The 20373-nt window shown below is 69.4% G+C and carries 19 protein-coding genes and 1 pseudogene; 9 read left to right on the top strand and 11 right to left on the bottom strand.

Going from position 1 to position 20373, the window contains the following annotated elements:
- Positions 1-22 precede the first annotated feature (22 nt).
- Entirely contained in the window at positions 23-1504 is a 1482-nt protein-coding gene (locus H5411_RS07300; protein ID WP_183123325.1) for an AlkA N-terminal domain-containing protein, read from the top strand.
- Positions 1501-2019, top strand: coding sequence for a methylated-DNA--[protein]-cysteine S-methyltransferase (locus H5411_RS07295; RefSeq protein WP_183123324.1), 519 nt, complete (start codon positions 1501-1503; stop codon positions 2017-2019). The genes H5411_RS07300 and H5411_RS07295 overlap by 4 nt, the downstream gene beginning before the upstream one ends.
- A gap of 966 nt (positions 2020-2985) precedes the next feature.
- Here H5411_RS07295 and H5411_RS07290 read toward each other — a convergent pair.
- The gene (locus H5411_RS07290) at positions 2986-3810 is read right to left on the bottom strand and encodes an isocitrate lyase/PEP mutase family protein (RefSeq protein ID WP_183123323.1); all 825 of its coding nucleotides are present in this window, start codon (positions 3808-3810) and stop codon (positions 2986-2988) included.
- Between the two features lie 87 nt (positions 3811-3897).
- Positions 3898-4530: a peptide deformylase gene (locus H5411_RS07285; protein ID WP_312877853.1), complete on the bottom strand. Its 633-nt coding sequence runs from the start codon at positions 4528-4530 to the stop codon at positions 3898-3900.
- A gap of 93 nt (positions 4531-4623) precedes the next feature.
- Between H5411_RS07285 and H5411_RS07280 the strand changes: the two genes are divergently transcribed.
- Positions 4624-5820: a cysteine desulfurase-like protein gene (locus H5411_RS07280; protein ID WP_183123365.1), complete on the top strand. Its 1197-nt coding sequence runs from the start codon at positions 4624-4626 to the stop codon at positions 5818-5820.
- Positions 5821-6555, top strand: coding sequence for an enoyl-CoA hydratase-related protein (locus tag H5411_RS07275; protein WP_183123321.1), 735 nt, complete (start codon positions 5821-5823; stop codon positions 6553-6555).
- On the opposite strand, the gene H5411_RS07270 is transcribed toward H5411_RS07275, so the two are convergent.
- Positions 6552-7100 carry a TetR/AcrR family transcriptional regulator gene (locus H5411_RS07270; RefSeq protein ID WP_416333052.1) on the bottom strand — a complete coding sequence of 183 codons (549 nt, stop codon included), beginning with the start codon at positions 7098-7100 and terminating at the stop codon, positions 6552-6554. The two genes, H5411_RS07275 and H5411_RS07270, sit on opposite strands and share 4 nt — an antisense overlap.
- Positions 7000-7593, bottom strand: coding sequence for a GNAT family N-acetyltransferase (locus H5411_RS07265; protein WP_246368831.1), 594 nt, complete (start codon positions 7591-7593; stop codon positions 7000-7002). The genes H5411_RS07270 and H5411_RS07265 overlap by 101 nt, the downstream gene beginning before the upstream one ends.
- A gap of 317 nt (positions 7594-7910) precedes the next feature.
- Between H5411_RS07265 and H5411_RS07260 the strand changes: the two genes are divergently transcribed.
- The 4 genes from H5411_RS07260 to H5411_RS07245 all read left to right on the top strand — a co-directional run bounded on the left by H5411_RS07260 (position 7911) and on the right by H5411_RS07245 (position 10941).
- Positions 7911-8333 carry a hypothetical protein gene (locus tag H5411_RS07260; protein ID WP_183123319.1) on the top strand — a complete coding sequence of 141 codons (423 nt, stop codon included), beginning with the start codon at positions 7911-7913 and terminating at the stop codon, positions 8331-8333.
- A 564-nt stretch (positions 8334-8897) separates the two neighbouring features.
- Positions 8898-9452 carry an Rv1733c family protein gene (locus tag H5411_RS07255; RefSeq protein ID WP_244194753.1) on the top strand — a complete coding sequence of 185 codons (555 nt, stop codon included), beginning with the start codon at positions 8898-8900 and terminating at the stop codon, positions 9450-9452.
- Between the two features lie 500 nt (positions 9453-9952).
- Positions 9953-10402: a helix-turn-helix domain-containing protein gene (locus H5411_RS07250; protein ID WP_101438201.1), complete on the top strand. Its 450-nt coding sequence runs from the start codon at positions 9953-9955 to the stop codon at positions 10400-10402.
- Complete coding sequence (locus H5411_RS07245) at positions 10399-10941, top strand: toxin (protein ID WP_208637440.1); 543 nt, start codon at positions 10399-10401, stop codon at positions 10939-10941. Before H5411_RS07250 ends, H5411_RS07245 begins: the two co-directional genes overlap by 4 nt.
- Positions 10942-11327: 386 nt before the next feature.
- On the opposite strand, the pseudogene H5411_RS07240 reads toward H5411_RS07245, so the two are convergent.
- Both H5411_RS07240 and H5411_RS07235 read right to left on the bottom strand, forming a co-directional pair.
- Positions 11328-14676, bottom strand: a pseudogene (locus H5411_RS07240) (aminotransferase class I/II-fold pyridoxal phosphate-dependent enzyme).
- Between the two features lie 170 nt (positions 14677-14846).
- On the bottom strand, positions 14847-15788 hold the full coding sequence (locus tag H5411_RS07235) for an NAD-dependent epimerase/dehydratase family protein (protein ID WP_183123317.1): 942 nt from the start codon (positions 15786-15788) through the stop codon (positions 14847-14849).
- 264 nt (positions 15789-16052) lie between these two features.
- Here H5411_RS07235 and H5411_RS07230 point away from each other — a divergent pair, with 264 nt between their 5' ends.
- Positions 16053-17183, top strand: a complete 1131-nt coding sequence (locus H5411_RS07230) for an MAB_1171c family putative transporter (RefSeq protein WP_183123316.1) — start codon at positions 16053-16055, stop codon at positions 17181-17183.
- Here H5411_RS07230 and H5411_RS07225 read toward each other — a convergent pair.
- From H5411_RS07225 to H5411_RS07205, 5 genes are all read right to left on the bottom strand, one after another.
- The gene (locus H5411_RS07225; protein WP_183123315.1) at positions 17165-17815 is read right to left on the bottom strand and encodes a DUF998 domain-containing protein; all 651 of its coding nucleotides are present in this window, start codon (positions 17813-17815) and stop codon (positions 17165-17167) included. The genes H5411_RS07230 and H5411_RS07225 overlap by 19 nt on opposite strands.
- Before the next feature lie 81 nt (positions 17816-17896).
- The gene (gene trxA / locus H5411_RS07220; protein ID WP_183123314.1) at positions 17897-18205 is read right to left on the bottom strand and encodes a thioredoxin; all 309 of its coding nucleotides are present in this window, start codon (positions 18203-18205) and stop codon (positions 17897-17899) included.
- Complete coding sequence (locus tag H5411_RS07215; protein WP_183123313.1) at positions 18202-18600, bottom strand: MerR family transcriptional regulator; 399 nt, start codon at positions 18598-18600, stop codon at positions 18202-18204. The genes trxA and H5411_RS07215 overlap by 4 nt, the downstream gene beginning before the upstream one ends.
- 29 nt (positions 18601-18629) lie before the next feature.
- Complete coding sequence (locus H5411_RS07210; RefSeq protein ID WP_183123312.1) at positions 18630-19829, bottom strand: FAD-dependent monooxygenase; 1200 nt, start codon at positions 19827-19829, stop codon at positions 18630-18632.
- A gap of 84 nt (positions 19830-19913) precedes the next feature.
- Entirely contained in the window at positions 19914-20369 is a 456-nt protein-coding gene (locus H5411_RS07205; RefSeq protein WP_101438193.1) for a MarR family winged helix-turn-helix transcriptional regulator, read from the bottom strand.
- Positions 20370-20373 lie beyond the last annotated feature (4 nt).

Below are 20373 nucleotides of genomic sequence, written 5' to 3'. Positions count from 1 at the left end.
GGGGCGCGGCAGACTGGTCGGCGTGTACGAGGAGACCGAACGCTGTGTCCGCGCGGTGCAGTCGAAGGACGACCGGTTCGACGGGTGGTTCTTCACCGCGGTGCTGACCACGCGGATCTACTGCCGGCCGAGTTGCCCGGTGGTGCCGCCCAAGGTCGAGAACATGCGCTTTTACCCCAGCGCGGCCGCCGCGCAGGCCGCCGGATTTCGTGCCTGCAAACGCTGCCGACCTGACGCGTCGCCAGGTTCGCCGCAGTGGAACGAGCGCGCCGACGTCGTGGCGCGCGCGATGCGCCTGATCGGCGACGGAATCGTCGACCGGGAAGGCGTGCAGGGCCTGGCCGATCGTCTGGGGTACAGCGTCCGGCAGGTGGAACGCCAGGTGCAGGCCGAACTGGGCGCGGGCCCGCTCGCACTCGCGCGGGCCCAGCGCGCCGAGACCGCCCGGTTGCTGATCGAAACCACGACGATGCCGATGAGCGATATCGCGCACGCCGCCGGGTTCTCCAGCATCCGGACGTTCAACGAAACCGTGCGGGCAGTTTTCGCCCTGACGCCGAGCGAACTGCGCTCGCGCGTCCGCGGCGGCAAACGGACCAAGTCGCCGGGCGTGCTGTCGCTGCGGCTCCCGTTCCGGCGGCCGCTGTGCCCGGACAACCTGTTCGGGCACCTGATCGCCACCGCGGTCCCGGGCGTCGAGGAATGGCGCGACGGTGCCTACCGCCGCACCCTGCGACTGCCGCACGGCCACGGCGTGGTGTCGCTGCGCCCGGAGCCGGACCACGTCGCGTGCCGCCTGAGCCTGACCGACCTGCGCGACCTGGCCGCCGCGATCAGCCGTTGCCGCTGGCTGCTGGACCTCGACGCCGACCCAGTGGCCGTCGACGACCAGCTCGCCGCGGACCCGACCCTCGCTCCCCTGGTGGCCGCCGCTCCCGGCAGACGTGTCCCACGCACGACCGACGGAGCCGAGTTCGCCGTGCGAGCCGTCCTCGGCCAACAGGTCTCGACCGCGGCCGCCCGCACCCACGCAGCACGCCTGGTCCTGGCGCACGGCACCCCGATCGAGGACCGGGAAGGCGGCCTGACGCACCTGTTCCCGTCCCCCGAGGCGCTGGCCGACCTGGACCCGGAAACGCTGGCCATGCCGAAGTCCCGCCGCGCGACCCTGCTCGGCCTCGTGTCGGCCCTGGTCTCCGGCGACGTCGACCTGACCGCCGGCGGCGATTGGGTCCACGCCCGCGCGCAACTGGCCGCGCTGCCCGGTTTCGGCCCGTGGACTGTCGAGAGCATCGCCATGCGCGCCCTCGGCGATCCGGACGCCTTCGTCGCGACCGACCTGGGCGTGAAGATCGCCGCCGAAACCCTAGGCCTGCCAACGAGTCCAGCCGCCTTGATCGCGCACGCCACTCGGTGGCAGCCGTGGCGCGCGTACGCGGTCCAGCACCTCTGGGCGACCGGCGACCACCCGATCAACCGGATTCCCGAGGAGGAATCGGCATGACCGTGGTGCACACCGTCATCGACAGTCCCGAAGGCCCGCTGACCCTCATGGCCCGCGACGGCGCCCTAACCGGCCTGTACATCGGCGACGAGCAGTACCGCCCTCCACGCGCCGCCTTCGGCGACCGGGACGACCGCCCGTTCGTCGCCGCGACGCGTCAGCTGAACGAGTACTTCGCCGGTGACCGGGTCGAGTTCGACCTTCCGTTAGCTTTCAGTGGCACTCCTTTCCAAGAGACGGTGTGGCGGGCGCTCCTGCAGATCCCGTACGGCGAGACGACGACCTACCGAGAGCTCGCCGAGTCGATCGGCCGCCCCACGGCGTCCCGTGCGGTCGGCCTGGCGAACGGCCGGAACCCCATCGGCATCGTGGTGCCGTGCCACCGGGTGCTGGGCAGCGACGGCTCGCTGACCGGCTACGCGGCTGGGGTGGAGTACAAGCGGAGGTTGCTGGAGCTTGAGCGGGGCAGGCGGAAAGGATCGGCTCCGGCTGAGCCAGCCCGAGGCCAGGGCTAGGAGACCGGTCGGGCTGGTTCGAGTCGCCATCTCGCCTCGCTCTGCCCGCCCGACCTGCCTGCCCGACCTGCCCGCCCGACGTGGCTGCGCGGTCGACCCGTCTCGCGATCGACCTGCCAGCCCGGTCGAGCCGCGTGCCCGCGCGACGCGGCTACCCGGCCGAGCCCGCCTCGCTTCGCCCGGCCGCTCCACAACGCCACACCCAACTCACTCAACCCAATCCGCCCGCAAAAGCCAGACCCGACTCGCTCGGTCCTGCTCCCCTGCGAACGCCGAGCCCCGGCTCGCTTCGCCCGGCCAGTCCGCAACGCCACACCCAACTCACTCAACCCAATCCGCCCGCAAAAGCCAGACCCGACTCGCTCGGTCCTGCTCCCCTGCGAACGCCGAGCCCCGGCTCGCTTCGCCCGGTCGGTCCGCAACGCCACACCCAACTCGATCGACCCAGTCCGCTCGTAAGACCAGACCCGACTCACTCGCTGCAACCGCAGACGCTCATCGGCCAGGTGCTGGCCGCGGTGCGCGCCTCGGGTACTTCGGACGAGTTCACTGACCGGCTCACATGCGACGAAGTCCGCCGCCGCGTCGAGGGTTTCCGCGGACGGAGGCGTACCGAAGCGCGCCGCCGGGCCGCCGAAGTCCGCGGCCGGGAACGGATCGCCAAGCACGCGATCGCTCCCGCTGCCGACCGTGTCGACTTCCTCGCTAGCCGCCCTGCTTCCCTGCGAAGACCGGGCATGGCTCCAATCCCAGGCTCGTCCCGGCCCCCTCGGAAGGCCCGCGGCACCTTCCTGCCCGACACAACGAGCAGGCACCGGACGAGCGGCGGCAGCACCCGGCAGGCGCAAGGGTTTCAACGGGAAGCCGAGTGGTTCCGATTCGTTCGGCCCGACAAGCCGCGGGACAACCTGGATCGCCGCCCCCGGCAAGGCTTAACCCCAGGCAGTTCATCAGCCGTGGCCGTCCTCAGTTGAACCAGCCGTTCACCGTTCCGAAGTCCAGTGCGCCCGTCACCTCCCCGTAGGTCCCCTGGTTCAGCACCTCGGCCGCCGCGTGGTGGGCCAGCGAGTAGGCCGCCTGGGCAATGGCCGTTCCCACGCTCACCCGGCGCACTCCGGCCCCTGCCAGGTCCGACACCGGGGGTGCGCCGGGGCCAGCCATGGCGCTGACCGGGATGGGCGAGGCCTTTGCCAGCTCCGCCAGGACCTCGACGTCCACCAGGCCCGGGACGAAGATGCTGTCCGCTCCGGCGTCGGCGTAGACGCGGGCTCGGGTCAGTACGTCGTCGAAGCGGCCGGCGGGTTCGCCGATTCCGAACAGGTACACGTCCGTCCGGGCGTTGATCCACAACTCCGAGAGACCGGCCGTCGCGGCGGAGGCGCGGGCCGCGGTGAAGCGTTCTGCCTGTTCGTCCGGGGTGAAGAGGGTGGCGGTTCCGGCGCGGGAGTCTTCCAGGTTCACGCCTACCGCACCGGCCTCGACTACGCCCGTCACGGTTTCGGCGACGGCCGAGGGAGCTGAGCCGTAGCCGCCTTCCACGTCGGCGGTGACCGGGACTTCTACGGCCGCGGCGATCTGGGCGATCACTGACAGCATTTCCGCGCGGGAGAGCTGCTGGCCGTCGCCTCTGGCCAGCGCCCAGGAGACGCCGCCGCTGGTGGTGGCGATCGCTGGGGCACCGGCGCGTTCGATGGCGACCGCGCTGCCCGCGTCCCAGGCGTTCGGCAGGACGAGGACGTCCGTCGCGTGCAGTTCGCGGAAGAGTTTTGCCTTGTCTTGCAACGAGTTCACGAGATTCCTCCCCAGTGGCAAGCCCCGGGCGGGGCGACTGCGGAGGAACGTATCAGCGGCCACCGACAAAAACCGGCGCCGAAGGAGTCAGGGGAGGTCGAAGCCCAGTTCGCGAGCGGCCTCGGCAGGTGTCGGCTGGGTCCAGCGGCGGGCGACGGCCTCGTGGGTGGACAGCGAGCGCAGTTCGGCTCGGTCCAGGTACAGGATGCCGTGCAGGTGATCCGTCTCGTGCTGGACGATTCGCGCTGGCCAGCCAGACAATTCCTCGTCCAGGGCGGCACCGGTTTCGTCGGCGCCGCGAAGCCGGATCCGCAGGGCTCGGGCGACGACGGCCTGCCAGCCGTGCACGCTCAGGCAGCCCTCGAAGAACGCGGCGGTTTCATCGCCCACTCGGGTGTATGTCGGGTTCACCAGCACGCGGAACGGCAGCGGAACGATCCCGCGGGTCGCGAGGGTGGATTCGGCGACCCCCGGACGTTCCCGAGCACTGTCCTCGACGACCGCGATCCGGACCGACAGGCCGATCTGCGGCGCGGCGAGGCCGACGCCGGGCGCGGCGTGCATGGTCTCCTTCATGCCCGCGATCAGCGCGGACAGCGTCTCGTCGCTCAGTTCGCCCTCGTACGGGCGCGCGGCGGCACGCAGCACGGGGTCGCCTGCCTGCACGATCGGCCACGGCAACGGCTGGGCGAGCAGTTTTTCGACCTGTTCGGCGAGCACCGGCGAACCCCTCTCCAAGGGCAACGGGACAGCGGCATGATCGCACCCGCGCGGAGCACGACACTCGCCCGGGGATCAGGCAAGCTGGCAGCCGTGGCCTACGACGTGAACGCGATCCGCAAGCACTTCCCCTCGCTCGAGAACGGCGCTGCCCACTTCGACGGACCCGGTGGTTCCCAGGTCCCGGACGTGGTCGGCGACGCAGTGTCCTCGACGCTCTGTTCCGCCATCGCGAACCGCGGCACCGTGACGGCGGCGGAGCGCCGCGCGGACGGTGTCGTGCGCGAAGCCCGCCAAGCCGTCGCTGACCTGCTCGGCGCGCGTCCGGAGGGCGTCGTGTTCGGGCGCAGCATGACCCAGGTGACCTACGACTTCTCCCGTACGCTCGCGAAGAACTGGGGTCCGGGCGACGAGGTCGTGGTGACCCGCCTGGACCACGACGCCAACGTTCGCCCGTGGGTGCAGGCTGCCGAAGCTCGCAGCGCGACTGTCCGCTGGGCGGACTTCGATCCCGAGACGGGCGAGCTGCCGACGTCATCGATCACGGAACTGCTCACTGACCGGACTCGGCTGGTCGCGGTCACCGCCGCCTCGAACCTCCTGGGCACGCGCCCGGACATCCCGGCGATTACCGACGCGGTGCGCGAAGCAGGCGCGCTGAGCTACGTGGACGGCGTGCACTTGACGCCGCACGCGCCGGTCGACATCGCCGCCTTGGGCGCGGACTTCTACGCCTGCTCGCCGTACAAGTTCCTCGGCCCGCACCTCGGCCTTCTCGCCGCCTCACCGGATCTTCTGGAGACACTGCAGCCGGACAAGCTGCTGCCGTCGAGCAACGCGGTTCCAGAGCGCTTCGAGCTGGGTACGTTGCCGTACGAGCTTCTCGCGGGCACTACCGCGGCTATCGACTTCCTCGCGGGGCTCGTGCCAAGCGAAGGCAGCCGTCGCGAGCGTTTGCGTACCTCGCTTACGGCTCTCGAAGAGCACGAAGACGCCCTGTTGCAGCGTTTGGAGGACGGGCTCGCCGCACTGCCGCGGGTCGTGCATTACGGCTCGCCGACGCGTCGCCGTACGCCGACAGTGTTGTTCTCCGTCACTGGCCTGACGCCGCAGGCCGTGTACGAGCGTCTCGGAGCGCGTGGGATCAACGCGCCTGCTTCGACCTTCTACGCCATCGAGTGCGCGCGGCATCTCGGCCTTGGCGACACTGGTGCCGTACGCGCTGGCATCGCGCCGTACACGACTGCAGCGGAAGTCGATCTGCTGCTCGCTGCTGTTGCGGAGCTGTGAATGAGCATCGAGACGACTGTCGACGGACAGGTCACCACCATCACCATCAATCGGCCGGAGAAGCGGAACGCGCTCACGAAGGCGATGTACGTCGCCCTCGCTGACGCCTTCGACGCTGTCCGCACGCCCATCGCTGTACTGAGCGGAGCTGGCGGTGCGTTCACCGCAGGCAACGATCTCGGCGACTTCCTCGCGCACGAAGCCGGTGACCGCACGAAGACGCCCGCGCGGGTCTTTCAGGAGGCATTGCTCGCGACGCAGGCAGTAGTCGTCGCAGCGGTCGACGGCCCCGCTGTCGGCATCGGTGCGACCCTGCTGCTGCACTGTGACCTCGTCTATGCCACCGAACGCAGCTACCTGCAGTTCCCCTTCGTACCGTTGGGATTGGTGCCGGAGTTCGGCAGCAGTTACGCACTGCCGCGCCGTGTCGGGCCACAGCGTGCGACGGAGCTGCTGCTGTTCGGAGAACGCTTGCCTGCGGTTGAGGCGGCGCAACTCGGGTTGGTCAACGAGGTGCTCCCTGACGAGACAGCGCTCCGTAAGCGCGTTTCGGAACGCGTCGAGACGCTCGCGGCACGGTCGGTGCGCGCATTGAAGGCGACGCGCGCGCTGCTGCACGACCGCACCGACGAGAGCGTCGAAGCGCGAATGGAGTCGGAGTCCAAGCACTTCGCCGATCTGCTGCACGACCCGGACACAGTGGCCACGTTGCGCGCGAAGCTCGACCGGAGCTAGCGACGGCGGCGCTTGTCCACTGCCGCGTCGAGAACTGGACCTAGCTCTTCGACCACGGTGTCGAGCGCCATGACCGAACGCTCGACGCGCGCCAGCACGATGGCCCCTTCAAGCGCGCTGATCATCAATACCGCCAGTGAAGCAGCGCGCGCCGCTGGTACGCCCATTTCCTGTAGCGCAGACACGATGGGCTTCCGCCATTGTGCGAAAGCGTCGTTCGCGCGCTCGCGCAGCGGTTCGCTCGACGCCGCCGTGTCGGCGACGGTAGCTACTAACGGACAGCCGTAGTCGTAGCCGATCCCGACGAACTCTGCGCGCCAGTACTCGACAACCGCGGCGAAGAGCGCGGACGGCGTCGGGTCCGCGAGAGAGTCCATGGCGCGCGTCACGCGGCGCGCGGCCTGGCGACCGGCCCACTCGATAGCCTCGCTGAACAGCTGTTCCTTACCGCCCGGGAAGTAGTGCTGCAGCGACCCCCGCGGCGCTTCGGCATGCGCTACTACCTCGCGCATCCCGGTGCCGCTCAAGCCCTGCGTACGCAGCAACTGCGCAGCGCTGAAGACCATCCGGTCGCGCGCCGGCCGTTCCGTCATCGAGCGTCTCCTCCGTGACCGTCAGCTCGTACTCGTGCTCCCCGCCGTACCCCGGGACGAAGCGGAACCCGCACGCCCGCAGCAATCCTTCCGCAGCGATGTTGCCGTCCTGCACCGTGGCGTGCAGCGTCCAGCCTCGCCACTGCTCAGCGGCCAGCCCCACCAGGCCGCGACCGATGCCGCGTCGCTGCCACCGGTCGGCGACGAGCAGCCCCAGTTCGACGCGGGAGCCCTCCTCCGGGACCGCGTTCAGCAGCCCGGCCGGCGCGCCCGAAACCTCGGCGACGAGAGCGGTGCCAGCGAGGAGGAAACGCCGGTACCGGGACAGGACCGCCTCCGGGTCGATCCGGCCGCCGAGGGTGAACCGGCGGCTCAGCGACTCCGGCGAGCAGGCGCGGACGAGGTCGGCCGCGGAACCGGCGGTGGCCGGTCGCACGGCGGTCATGACAGTTGTCATAACCCGAGGGTCGCACACCGCCAGCACTATGACAAGCGTCATGGACGATGTCACGCTGCCGACACGACGTGTCCGGCCCGCTGGCTCCGCGACCGGCGGGCCGCCACCGGTTTCGGGCACGAAGAATTCACTTATCGTGTCCGCGATACCCCATCGGCGGTAATTCCACCGATTAATCGAGGCTTGACCACGATGCGTGTTCACGGGGCCTCTTTGGGTGAAAACGGTTCCCGATACCTGTCGTAAACCCGTTTCTTCCTTATATTTTCCTGGACGCTCCGGCAGGCAGCAAAGGAGAGACGGCCATGACCCAGTCGCTCGAGGTTCCGACGAAGGAATTCTGCCTCGACTGGACGATGGACGGGGCCCAGGGCGGCAGGGTGCACTTCACCCTGTCCGGCCAGGTGAGCCTGTTGGACGGCAAGCGGTTCTACAAGGTCGACGGCGTGCTCTACATCGCGGACGGCAGCGCGTACTGCCGGGAGATCGGGAACCCGCGGCTGCACGTGCGGCGCAACGGCGTCGAGGAGAGCGGACGGCAATGGGGCTGGGAAGCGATCAGTTCCCGCAAGAGCGCGAACCGGCTCTGCACAATGGACGGCTATTTCGTGCGCACCGGCTACTGGGCGCCCGCCGACCGCAGCATCCAACTCGGAATCGTCGCCGAACACGGGATCACCCGGCGTCGTTCGTACAGCTCGACGACGACGATTCGGCTGGTCGACTGAATGGCTCCCGGATAGCGGGATTGTTTCTCGGCAATCGCCCGATTCCAAGCCGGGCACACCCGCCAGCCTGGCCCGTCCGCGACGGAAACCCGCGGTGGCCCGCAGGCGAACTTTCCGCGCACAGTCGCGTCAGCGTCCAGTGCGCGAGGACACAAGATCGCTTACCCGCCAAAGTGAACCGTGCGAATCAGACGATCCGCCGATCGACCGCGCCGCTGAACCGTCGGTACCGCAACCCATCCACGGACAAGCCGAGCGAAAGATCAACGCGGGCAACGCCTGCCGGACCAGTGAGGCATTGGCCTGGACCACTCGCCGCGCGCCGCGACGGGGCCGAAACCGTGCCCTCGCAGGGCAAACCTCCGCTCGTCGTCACCCACACGGGTAAACCCCGGGCCCGGAGGTAAGCAGAAACACACCGGATCCCCAGGAAAAACGCGAAAAACGTTGCGCGGGACACAGCGCTCGCGCGCGCGAAAGAGGACCATGGAAGCCATGCGGAACAGGACTCGGGCAGGCAGACCACCACACCCTGGTAAACGATTGCTCCGACGGCTCGGCGCCGTGCGCAACCCGCTCGTTCGCCGGTCGGATCGGATCGAAGGCGTACTCGCCGGGATCGTCACGTTGCTGGCGCTCATCGCGATTCCCTTCGCGATGATGATCGGCAGCGAGGACATCGCCGCGGAGACCGCCGCGTCGGACGCGCAGATGCAGTCGCGGCACCAGGTCACCGCCACGGTGCTCACGACGGCCACGCAACCGGCGGCTTCGGTCGGCGACAGCGCGCCGATCGCCAACACCGCGCGCGTGAACGCGGTCTGGAAGCCGCCGAACGGCGTGCAGCGGACCGGCGTCATCACGGTGCCCAGCGCTTCCGCGACCGAGGGCTCGACCACCGACATCTGGCTCGACGACACCGGCAGGCAGACCACCGCCCCGCTGACGCACGCGGACGCGGTCACCAACGGCGTGCTCGTCGCGGCCTTCTGCTGGCTGTGCGCGGTCGGAGTGCTGGGCGGCGCGTTCTGGGTGGCGCGACGAGTGCTCGACCACCGGCGCGCGGCGCGGTGGGCCGAGGAATGGGCGCAGCTCGCCGGGCCGGAAGCGGTTCGCTGACAGTTCCGGCGGGAGTTCCGCACCGGAACTCCTCCGGCTAGTGCGGTCGGCCGTTCGAATGGCGCGGATCCGCCAGTCCGACGGCCGTCGCGGACACCTCAGCCAGCCGACGCTCACCGGAAGTTCCGCGCACCAGGTCCCCACCGCGCGGGCGCGCACTACCCCCACGTTCCTCCACGCCCCGGCAAGCGCTCGACCGCTGCTCTTGGCACCGTGATCTCGATGGCCCGGCGACGACGTAGTTCGCCGGGCCCGGAGGCAGGCTGATGCGTCTGCTGCCTCCGGGCCCGGCCTCGGCGGACCGAGCGGAGCGACACCCCCAGCGTCGCCCCGGGCCGGTACTACGCCTGCCGCCCTGCCCGGAATGTGGCGAGTTAGCCACCAGCTATCTCGTTGAGGCACAGTCTTGTGGAGCCCTCCGGCGATTGTCAACTGTGAGCTAATCTGAGATAGTCGCCTTAGCTGAGAGCAATCAGCTGCAACTGGAGGGGCGTAGCAGCATGTCCGAAGACACTCAGCCGGCGGATGCCCGGCCCACCCTGGCCTCCAGACTCGACGACCTCTTCCGCACGGTGCGCCCGCAAGGGAAGCACTGGACGAACGCCGAGGTGGCAGCCGAACTGAAGCGGGCGACGCCGGAGCTGAAGGTCGGCGCGGTGTACCTGTCTCAGCTGCGCACGGGCAAGCGGACCAATCCGTCTCAGGAGCTGCTGGCCGCACTGGCGAAGTTCTTCGGGGTCTCGGTCGCGTACTTCTTCGACGACGAGGTCGCCGGGTCGGTGCTGTCCGAACTGGCGGCCGTGGAGGCGATGCGCCAGGCAGGCGTCCGAGCGGTCGCGATGCGCGCGGCGGGCATGCGCGAGGAAAACCTCCAGGCGATCACCACGATCATGGACCAGTACCGCAAGATGCAGGGGCTGCCCCCGGTCACGGACGAAGCGGCACAGTGACCGGCACGCCGTCCGAAGCCCCGCAGCGGCGCGAGCAGCTGCGCCGGATGCGCGACGAAGGCGCCCAGCGGATCGCCGAACTCGGCCTTCCGCCGAAGTACGACCTGGCCACCCTCTGCGCACGCCTAGGCGAGATCCGCGAACGGCCGATCACCCTCGTGCCGATCCCGATGCCGGCGTCGCACCCGTGCGGCATGTGGGTAGCCGCGCGAGGCGAGGACCTGATCTTCTTCGACGCCAACACCACCGGGGCGCACCAGGAGCACATCATCTTGCACGAGCTGGGTCACATCATCTGCTGTCATCGCGGCTCGGGTCTCCTTGACGACGAGAGCGCCCGCTCGCTGTTCCCCAACCTGGACCCGGACATCGTCCGAGACATGCTGATGCGCGCCACCTACGACGACGCACAGGAGCAGGAGGCGGAGATCATCGCCTTCCTGCTGTCCGAACGCATGGGCACGCCGCCGAAACCCATCGCCGAAACCCCCAAAGCCGGCGAGAACCCGATGGACCGGATCGAGCGCTCGCTCCTCTAGCCCGCGCCTGGCGAGGCTTGGCCCATGGGGCCCCTTCACGGACCGCCGGGCACCGCCCCGCCCCCCAATGCGGCATTCGGCGCGTGAAACCCACCCAACGCCACACTGCGCCGCTAACCGATCACCCAACCGCCACCCGCGAACCCCACGCGACCAGACGCACAAGCCGCGCACACCCACCACCCAACCGCCACCGGCGCACCCAACACTCGAGGCACCCAGCCCCTCCCCCACACCCCGATACGAAGCCTCCCTGCGGTCTGGGGGTGCTTGTCAAGGCATCTTTCCCGCCTTGACAAGCACCCCCAGACCGTCAGCACACTCGGGCTTCGGGGTGCCCCCACGCACACACCCACCTGCAATGTCGCCGCCAGGCGACGAGCAGCTCACCCCTCCCGCAACAAACCCAACTCCTCCCCAACCACCCCCACCGCATACCTCAACTGCTCTTCCCGATGCTCACTGGTCACAAAGAACCTCAACCGAGCCTGAGACTCCTCCACCGCCGGATACAGGATCGGATCCACCACCACCCCGCGCTCGTACAACGCCGTAGCCAGCCGCAACGTGATCTCCGAACCCCCCACCACACAAGGCACGATCGGCGTATCCCCAGCCGACCCGGTAGGCAACCCCGCCGCCACCGCCGACTCCAGGAACAACCGGGAATTCCCCCGCAACCGCACCAATCTCTCCGGCTCCTCGCGCAAAACCCGCAACGCGGCAAGGGAAGCAGCCGCATTGGCCGGAGTAATCCCCACGCTGTAAACAAACCCGGGCAGCGAATACCGCAACCACCGCACCGTCCGAGCCGACCCGGCCAGGTACCCCCCCGCACCCGGCCAGCGACTTGGACAGCGTCCCCATCCAGAGATCGACCCCGGAACGATCGACGGCGAAATGGTCGCCTACCCCAGCGCCCCGCGGCCCCATCGTGCCGATGCTGTGCGCCTCATCGACCATCAGCAACGCGCCATACCGCCGCTTAAGCTCAATAAGCGCGGGCAAATCAGCGACGTCACCGTCCATGCTGTACACGCCTTCAACCACGATCAGCACCCGCCGGAATCGCGACCGCGACCGGCGCAGCACGTCCTCGAGCCGTGCCATGTCGTTGTGCGGGAACGGTTGCCGCGTAGCGCCGGAAAGCGCACAGCCTTGCAGGATGCTGTCGTGGGCCAGCGAATCGTGCACGATCAGGTCTCCCGGCCCGACCAGATGACCGATCGCCCCGACGTTCGTCGCGTGTCCGCTCACCAGAACAAGACTGTCCTCGACCCCGAGGAACGCGGCGAGTTCCGTCTCCAAAGCACGCGACAATTCTCGGTCCCCGGCAAGCAATCGGCTGCCGGACACGGAAGTCCCGTACCGCTCGACAGCCTCGTGCACCGCCGCGGTCACCGCCGGATGCCCGGCCAGCCCGAGATAGTTGTAGCTGGAGAACGACAAATACTCCCGGCCGGACACCGACGTCGTGGCGTCCATCCGCCCCTGATGCTTGCGGAAATACGGATTCGGCACCCCGAGGTCGTCGAACTCCTTCAGCCGCGCCTCGATCGCCGCCGCCTCCGGGAACTCCTCGATCGCCGCGCTGGCCGGATCCCACGCCGGAACCGGAACAGCTGGATCCGGGACAGCCGGAACCGGAGCGGCGGGCGCCAAAGCCGTTGCGGGAGCGATCATCCCGGCCACCGCGCCCACTGTCAGCGCGCCCGACTGCTCGACCTCCAGCGGCAGGCCCGGGAACCGCTTGCGCAGCCGCCCTTCCAACTCGGTGAGCATCAGCGAATCAAAACCTAGGTCGTCGACGAGCAACTGCCCGGCATACAGGTCGCTGACCGGAAACGCCGTCGTCCGCGCGACTTCTTCGAGCACGACCGCCAGCACGTCCCGCGCGGACGTCGTCTCCTCCGTCTCCTCGGCCGGTGCCGCGGTCGCGCCCAGCGGCTCCAGCGTCTGCGCTTTGGCGAGCTTCGCGTCGTCGACCACCCAATGCCGGCGCGGGCTGAGCGGGCTTGGCGGCAGCGTGCAGAGCGGCAGGCCGTCCGCGACCGGCCTCAGCCCGACGCCGGTCACCGCACGCGGGGCCAACTCGGCCGGTGCGCCGTCCTCGACCGGCTCCTCCCCTGGTGACACCACACCGGCGAACACGCCTGGAACCAGCTCGCCTCCCTGTCCGGATTCGAGCGCGACCGACGCGGCGACCAGCTGGGAAACCGCGCCGGCGACGTCGTCTGCGGCTACCGCGAGCCGCTCCGGGAAGAGCGTCCGGCGGGCCAGCGTCCCCGCGACGGCCGCCAGCGGCGGGTTCTCTCTGCTGAGAGTCTCGGCCACCTCCCGGGCGTGCCGGGCCAGCCCGGCCCGGTCCCGCGCGGTGAGCAGCAGCAGCCGAGGCGTCTCGGCGGACGCGGTTTCCGGTGCCGCCTCTTCGACAACGACGTGGACGTTCGAACCGCCGAAGCCGAACGCGCTCACCCCGGCCCGGCGCGGTCCGTCGCTGTCCCACGGCGTGACCTGGCCGGCCACCCGCAGCCCGGCGTCGCTCAGCGGCAGATGCTCAGCGGGTTCGAAATCCGGCTGCGGCAGTATCTGTCCCTTGTGGACGGACAAAATGGACTTGATCAACCCGGCGATTCCCGCGGTGCCAAGGGAATGCCCGACCACCGACTTCGCCGCCCCGAGATACGCCGGGTTCTCCGCACCGCGGCGCAGTTCGGCCAGCGCGCTGATCTCCACGTCGTCGCCGACCGCGGTCGCGGTGCCGTGCGCCTCCAGGAAACCGACCGACGCCGGGTCGACGCCCGCGTCCCGGTAGGCCCGCCGCAACGCCAGCAGCTGACCGGACTCCTGCGGCATCATGCCGCCCTTGACGGTGCCGTCGTTGGACAGCCCGACGCCGCGGATCACCGCGTACACCCGGTCTCCCGCCGCCCGGGCGTCCGCGAGCGGGCGCAGCACCAGGACCCCGGCCCCCTCGCCGAGCACGAATCCGTCGGCCCGGCGGTCGAACGGACGGCATTCGCCGGTGCGCGAGATCGCGCCGATCCGGCACAGGCCCACGAACAGGTCCGGGGCCAGGATCAGCTGGGCGCCGCCGGCCACGGCGATCCGGCAGCGGCCGGCCCGCAGCGCGAACACCGCGTTCGCCACCGCGGTCAGGCCGCCGGAGCAGGCCGAATCGAGCGCGTAGCTCTCGCCGTGCAGGTCGAAGACGTTGCTGATCGTGCTCGGCCCCATGTTGAGCAGCAGCCCGGCCATCGCGGTGGCGTGCAGGCCGCTGACCGCGGACGCCGCCTCGGCCATCGCCGGGTCGCCCGGCCGGCCGAACTCGCCGCCGATCAGCTGCTTCATCCGCAGGTGCAGCGTGCTCAGGTCGCGATATCCGCTGTCGCTGAGCGACATGATCACCGATGTGTCGTCGCGGTCGAACCCCTCGGCCTCCCATCCCGCGTCCTGCAGGGCTTCGCGGGTCAGGTCGACCAGCAGCCGGTGCTGCGGGTCGAGCGATTTGGCCCGCCGCGGCGGGATCTTGTAGTGCCCGGCGTCGAAGTCGCCGACCCCCTCCAGCAGCGCCATGCGGTCGGAGTAGGCCGCGGCGCTGTCCCGGAAATCGTCGTTGTAGAACGCTTCGCGCCGCCACCGCGAATCCGGCACCCGCCGAAACTGCGGTTTGGGCTCGCTCAGCAGATCCCAGTACTCGTTGACGTTGCGCGCCCCCGGAAAACGGCATCCCATTCCGACAACGGCGATGTCCTGGCTATTTTCGGATTCTTCCCACCCTGATCCAGCAGACCCCATGGCATGACTTCCTCGTGCCGATTCCCACCCAGTCGACACCGAGATTGCCCGTTCCTACCCGGTTTTTCAAGGGCATTGGACATTATGCGGAGGAATGCACAGACACCTCAACTCACGGTAGCCAAGCGATCACGCCACCAGGCCACGGTGCCGGCGAACTGATCTTTCTCCGGGGTCGGCCGGAGAGCGAACAATTCCTGTGCCGCACGGGAATCGAGGACGTAGGGCCGGTCGAACTGGTACCGGACCTCCTGCAGCTCGCGCACCATCGGCGAAACGAGCGCGCCCGCCCGCAGTAACATCGGGGAAAGGCGTTGCACAGGCACCGGAGGCACTCCGGCCGCCTCGCACAACAGCGCCACCATCACCCGGGCGGACCGCGGCGGACCAGTCGGCACATGCCACGTCTTGCCCCACGCTTTTTCTTCGCGCGCGGCCGCGACCAGCGTGCGCGCGACATCGGAAATGTACGTCCAACTGTGCGGCGCGTCCGGATCGCCGAACACCTGGACCTTCCGTCCGCGCAGTACGTTCGGCACCACGCGGGCGGCGAGATGGCCGCCGTCGGTCACTCCGGGGCCGAAGAAATCGGAGGCGCGCACCTCGACCGCTCGGATACGGCCCTCGTCGTGCAATGCGTGCAGTTGCTCGGAGAGCATTGCCCGGATCCGGCCCTTTGTTCCGGTGGCCGCGAGCGGCAGATTCTCGGTGAGCGGACCGTCGACCGGGCCGTAACCGTACAAATTGCCCAGCGACACCAGCAGCGCGCCGTTCGCTTCGGCCGCGGCGCAGATCGAGTCCTGCAGCGGCGGCCAATCGGTCGCCCACCGGTGATAAGGCGGACTCGCGCAGCTGTAAATCGCCGCCGCTCCCCTGGTCGCTTCGGTGAGAGCGGCCTGGTCGGCGGCGTCGAGCGCGACGTGTTCGAGCCCCGGCTCGTTCTCCCGGGGCGAACGGCCGATCACCCGGACTCGCTCTCCTCGTTCGGCCAGCAACGCGGCGGTGGCCGCCCCCGCCGGTCCGTATCCGATCACCACCTGAAGGCTCATGGAGACACCCTAGCGACGGGCGCATCCCGTTGCGGCAGTTCACGACCTGGCCGCCCGCCGTTCACCGGAAGATCACCCCGGCTGGTCTGGACCAGCTCGCCGACACCCGAGATCCACTCGGAATTCGCCCTGGCCAGAACCCGTTTTCCGGCCCTAGTTCCGGCACTTGAGGTGGTGTATGGTCGCCGATCGTGAACGATTCCGCCAAGGCCGCCGCGCACACCGTTCCGCCCACCGGGCACTGAGGGCGTTCCGGGGGCGCGAGTGAACACTCTGAAGATCATCCTGTTCTCGTTGTCGGCGGTCTCGTCGTACGCGGCATTGCTGTACAAGCTTTTCTCGATGCGCCGCTCGTGGCGCGACCCGGCCTACATGGTGCTGATGACGACGCTGATCCTGCAGTGCGTCACGTTCACCCTCGGCGCGCTCTCGCTCAGCATCGGCTCGGTGTTCGGGATCCCCAATCTGGCGATCCTGATCCTGCACCTCGCCGCGGTCGCGTATTGCATCAGCGCGCAGCTCCTGCTGATGCTGTGGGCGAATCCGCCCTCCGAAATCCGCGCTCAGATCCGGGCGTGGATCCTTTCCGGCGCGGTGCTGTTCGTCGTGCTGACCGTGCTGTTCTTCATCGGCAACAAGCCGGGCACCCCGGGCACCGCCTTCGCGGTGGGCAGCAGCGACCCGGTGATCCTCACCTACCTGCTGCTGTTCATCATTTCGCAGGCCGTGCCGTGCGTGACGATCTACCTGCAGTGCCTGCCGTACGCGAAGAGCACCTCGAGGGTGTGGCTGCGCCGGACGCTGCGGACGCTCGCGGCCGGCGCGGTGGTGCTGTTCTGCTACTGCGCCACGCGCGCGGTGAACATCGTGAGCCCGGCGCTCGGCTGGCATCTCGGCGCGTGGGCGATCACGCCGTCGATTTTCAGTGCGCTGGGCATCGTGATCGTCTCATTCGGGCTGACGATGCCTTCGTGGGGAGAGCACGTGTCGTCGGTCGCGCGGTGGCAGCGCAATTACCGTTCTTATCGCGCGCTTTACCCGCTGTGGCATTCGCTTTACCAATCGTCGCCGGGCATCGCGCTCGAACCGCCTGCCGAGGGCGACACCGACCGGCGCTGGTCGGACCTGCACTACCGGCTGCACCGCCGGGTGATCGAGATCCGCGACGGCTGGCGCGCGCTGCGGCCGTACATGGACCGCGCCGACACCCCGGACGGCGACCAGGCGCTGGCCGAGGCCCGCAAGATCCGCCAGGCCCTGGAGGCGAAGACGTCCGGCGTCGCCCCGGCGGAAAGCCAGGACAACGGTGCGTTCGACGACCACGACGCCAAGACGTTCGCCGCCGAGGTCGCCTGGCTCACCCAGGTTTCCGAGGCTTACGCCAGGCTCGGCTGAGACTGGACCTGGGGCTCCGGCTGGTCGCCCAGCAGGGTCTGGCCCTTCGTCAGCCACGCGAACCCGAAGGCGAACACCGCGAGCGACTCCAGCCAGAGAGTCGGATGCAAGGCCGCGGTGGCGGCGCTGAAGAACAGGCCGTTGACCACGATCAGCACCAGGCAGGCGAGCATCACGATGCCGCACACCCGATAGACGACATTGCGCGACCGTTTGCGCTTCGTCGGTGCGCCGTCGTTCTTGGTGAACAGGAAGAGGCAGAAGAACGCGAGGGTGAGGAAGAAAATCGCGGCGAATACGAGGTGGACGATCCCGATCGCGTGCTCGGTGGGCGTCGGCGAGACCGGCTGGGTCGGGAACAGCGCGACGCCGATGCCCGCGACCGCCGCGATGTTGGCCGCGATGTCGTCGACCCGGCCGTACCCGCGGTAGGCGATCAGGAAGACGCCGATCGCGCACAGCGTGCCGACGAAGACGTTGCGGAGATCGCTGTAGTAATAGCCGCTCAGCGAGCCGAGCAAGCCGCCGCCCTCGAGCAGTTCCTTGCCGACGATCACGACGATCGGCAGCAAGATCCCGAGCACGCCGATGGCGCGGCGAAGGAACAGGTAAGAGCGCACGAAAGCGGTCATGGCACGGCCTCCCCGAAAGTCGTGCACTCTTTGTACCTGCTCCGTCACCTGCCCACCGAGCAAGCGGGAAAGGCCACCGGTTCAGCCCAGCAGATTGTCCAGTTCGGCGAGCAGTTTCGCCTTCGGCCGCGCGCCGACGAACGACGCCACCGGGGCACCATCGCGGAACAGCATCAGCGTCGGCAGCGCCATCACCTGATACGCGCGCATGGTTTCGGGGTTCTCGTCGGTGTTGAGCTCGCGCACGGTGAGGCCGGGCCGCTCCGCGGAGATCTCGGCGAGCACCGGCGCGATCATGCGGCACGGCGGGCACCAGTCGGCGGTGAAGTCGACGAGGCCGGGCTGGTCGTGCTCCAGGACGTCGGCGGCGAAGGTGGCGTCGGTGGTCATCGGGACTCCTCGAGTTCGGCAGGGACCGCGCACGGATCGGCCGGGCGCGCGGTGGCGGCGGCGAGCTTGTCGAGCAGGGCGGAGCGGACCGCGGCGAGGTCTCGCATGCAGGCCTCGACCTCGTCCAGCTTCCGCCGGTACACCTCGACCGACGCCGGGCACGCGTCGCCCGCGTCATGGCCGGTGCGGAGGCAATCGACGAACGGGCGGGTGTCGTCGAGGCTGAACCCGACCGTGCGCAGGGTCTGGATTTCCGTGACCAAGCGCAGGTCGTCCTCGTCGTACTCGCGGTAGCCGTTCGCCGCCCGCGCCGCCGGGAGCAGGCCCTGTGCCTCGTAGAAGCGCAGGGCCCGCGTGGTGGTTCCGGCCCGCTGGGCCAGTTCGCCGATCCGCATGTCTTCGACGCTAAACCTTTACGCTGACGTCAAGGCAAGGCGTGCGCGCGGGGCTGGGGGTATTCGCGGAATGTGACCGCGTTCGCCGCGCGGCTGCCCATGTACTCGAAGACGCGGCGGCCGATCGGACCGGTCAGCGAGCGGTACATCCGGTTGCGCTTGCGCAGCTTCTCCGCGGTGGCCGGGACCAGGAAGTCGCCCGAACCGGCTCCGTTGCGCTGCCCGACGCGGGCGGGTTTGCGCAGCCGCTGCTCGTAGCGGGCGAACGCGGTCACGTGGTCGCCGCCGGCCGCGGCCAGTTCCCCGGCGAGCACCTGCGCGCCCATCATCGCGAGACCGGTCCCGGATCCGCCCGGTCCGGCGCACCAGGCGGCGTCGCCGAGCACCACGACCCGGCCGCGGGACCAGCTGTCGAGCTTGATCTGGCCGACGGTGTCGAAGTACAGGTCAGGCGCGTCGGCGACCGCGGCGAGCAGCTGCGGGAGTTCCCATCCGGCACCGGCGAAAACCTCCGTGACGATGTCCTTCTGCCGGGCGAGGTCGGGGCGGCCGTACCCGTCCGGATCGCCGCGGAAAGCGAGCCCGACGGTGACGGTCGCCGGATCGCGGTGGCTGGTGACGACCGCGCCGAGACCGGGTTCGTTGTAGAGCAGACCCGCGTGGTCGAGGCGGAGGTGGTTGGGCGCGGTGAACCCGGCGACGTGGTAACCGAGGTCGGTGCGGAATTTCGCCTCCGGACCGAACGCGGCCGTCCGCACGCCGGAGTGGATGCCGTCCGCGCCGACGACCAGGTCGAACCGGCGCGGGGCGCCGTGGCGGAAGGTGACGTCGACGCCGTCGGCGGTCTCGGCGAGCGACGTGACGCGGTCGCCGAAGACGTACTCGGTGTAGTCCTTGGTGTGGTCGTAGAGAATGCGGCCGAGGTCGCCGCGCAGGACCTCCAGCTCGCCGTTGGTGAACCCGCTCGGCAGGGTGAAGGCGGGCTGTCCGTCCGGGTCGAGCTGCACCTGCTCGCGCAGCGCGGTCTCGTGGTCCCGCAGGTCGTCGAGCAGGCCCATCGCTTCGACGAGCTTCATCTGCTCGCCCCGGAAGTCGACGGCCTGCCCGCCCGGCCGCAGCCGCGGCGCGGCCTCGACCACGGTCACCGAATAGCCGTAACGGTGCAGCCAGTAGGCGGCGGACGGACCCGCGACGCTGGCACCGGACACGAGAACGGTCTTGCTGGTCATCTCTGCTCCCCTGGATCGGTAGGCGATGCGGCAAGACTGCGGCGCACCGCTTACCGCGCCCGCACGGAGCGCTGACGGCCTCGGTCAGTCCTGCGCCAGCCGGGCGAGCATCCGGGAGAACACGCGGCCGAGCAGGTCCAGCTCGGGGCCGCTGACCTGGTCGAAGAAATACCGGCGCACGAGTTCGCAGTGCTGGCGCTGGGCCGCCGCGACCGCCGCCCGTCCGGCGTCGGTGAGCCGGACGTTCGCCCCGCGCGCGTCCTCGGTGCAGTTCTCCCGCACGACCAGCCCGCGCTTGCACATCCGGCTCACGTGATGCGACAGCCGGCTGCGGTCCCATTCGACGGCCGCGCCGAGTTCCCGCATCCGCAGCACGCCGTCCGGTTCGTTCGCGAGCGGGACGAGGAGGGCGTAGTCGGCTCCGGAAATCCCGGCGTCGCGCTCCAGCTGCCGGTCGAGCGCGCTGCCGAGCGCCCGCTGCACACGCTGGTAGGAACACCAGACCTCAGCCTCGCGCCGATCGGGCACCACGTCCGCCATCCGG

The sequence above is a fragment of the Amycolatopsis echigonensis genome (assembly GCF_014174495.1).
Classification (GTDB): Bacteria; Actinomycetota; Actinomycetes; order Mycobacteriales; family Pseudonocardiaceae; genus Amycolatopsis; species Amycolatopsis echigonensis.
This window is presented reverse-complemented; position numbering and strand designations above follow the sequence as displayed.

Bases quoted from the DNA above. Each gene is read 5' to 3' on its own strand.
- H5411_RS07295 (WP_183123324.1), top strand. From the start codon at position 1,501: ATGACCGTGGTGCACACCGTCATCGACAGTCCCGAAGGCCCGCTGACC.
- H5411_RS07275 (WP_183123321.1), top strand. From the start codon at position 5,821: ATGAGCATCGAGACGACTGTCGACGGACAGGTCACCACCATCACCATC.
- H5411_RS07265 (WP_246368831.1), bottom strand. From the start codon at position 7,593: ATGACCGCCGTGCGACCGGCCACCGCCGGTTCCGCGGCCGACCTCGTC.
- H5411_RS07260 (WP_183123319.1), top strand. From the start codon at position 7,911: ATGACCCAGTCGCTCGAGGTTCCGACGAAGGAATTCTGCCTCGACTGG.
- H5411_RS07250 (WP_101438201.1), top strand. From the start codon at position 9,953: ATGTCCGAAGACACTCAGCCGGCGGATGCCCGGCCCACCCTGGCCTCC.
- H5411_RS07235 (WP_183123317.1), bottom strand. From the start codon at position 15,788: ATGAGCCTTCAGGTGGTGATCGGATACGGACCGGCGGGGGCGGCCACC.
- H5411_RS07225 (WP_183123315.1), bottom strand. From the start codon at position 17,815: ATGACCGCTTTCGTGCGCTCTTACCTGTTCCTTCGCCGCGCCATCGGC.
- trxA (WP_183123314.1), bottom strand. From the start codon at position 18,205: ATGACCACCGACGCCACCTTCGCCGCCGACGTCCTGGAGCACGACCAG.
- H5411_RS07215 (WP_183123313.1), bottom strand. From the start codon at position 18,600: ATGCGGATCGGCGAACTGGCCCAGCGGGCCGGAACCACCACGCGGGCC.
- H5411_RS07210 (WP_183123312.1), bottom strand. From the start codon at position 19,829: ATGACCAGCAAGACCGTTCTCGTGTCCGGTGCCAGCGTCGCGGGTCCG.
- H5411_RS07205 (WP_101438193.1), bottom strand. From the start codon at position 20,369: ATGGCGGACGTGGTGCCCGATCGGCGCGAGGCTGAGGTCTGGTGTTCC.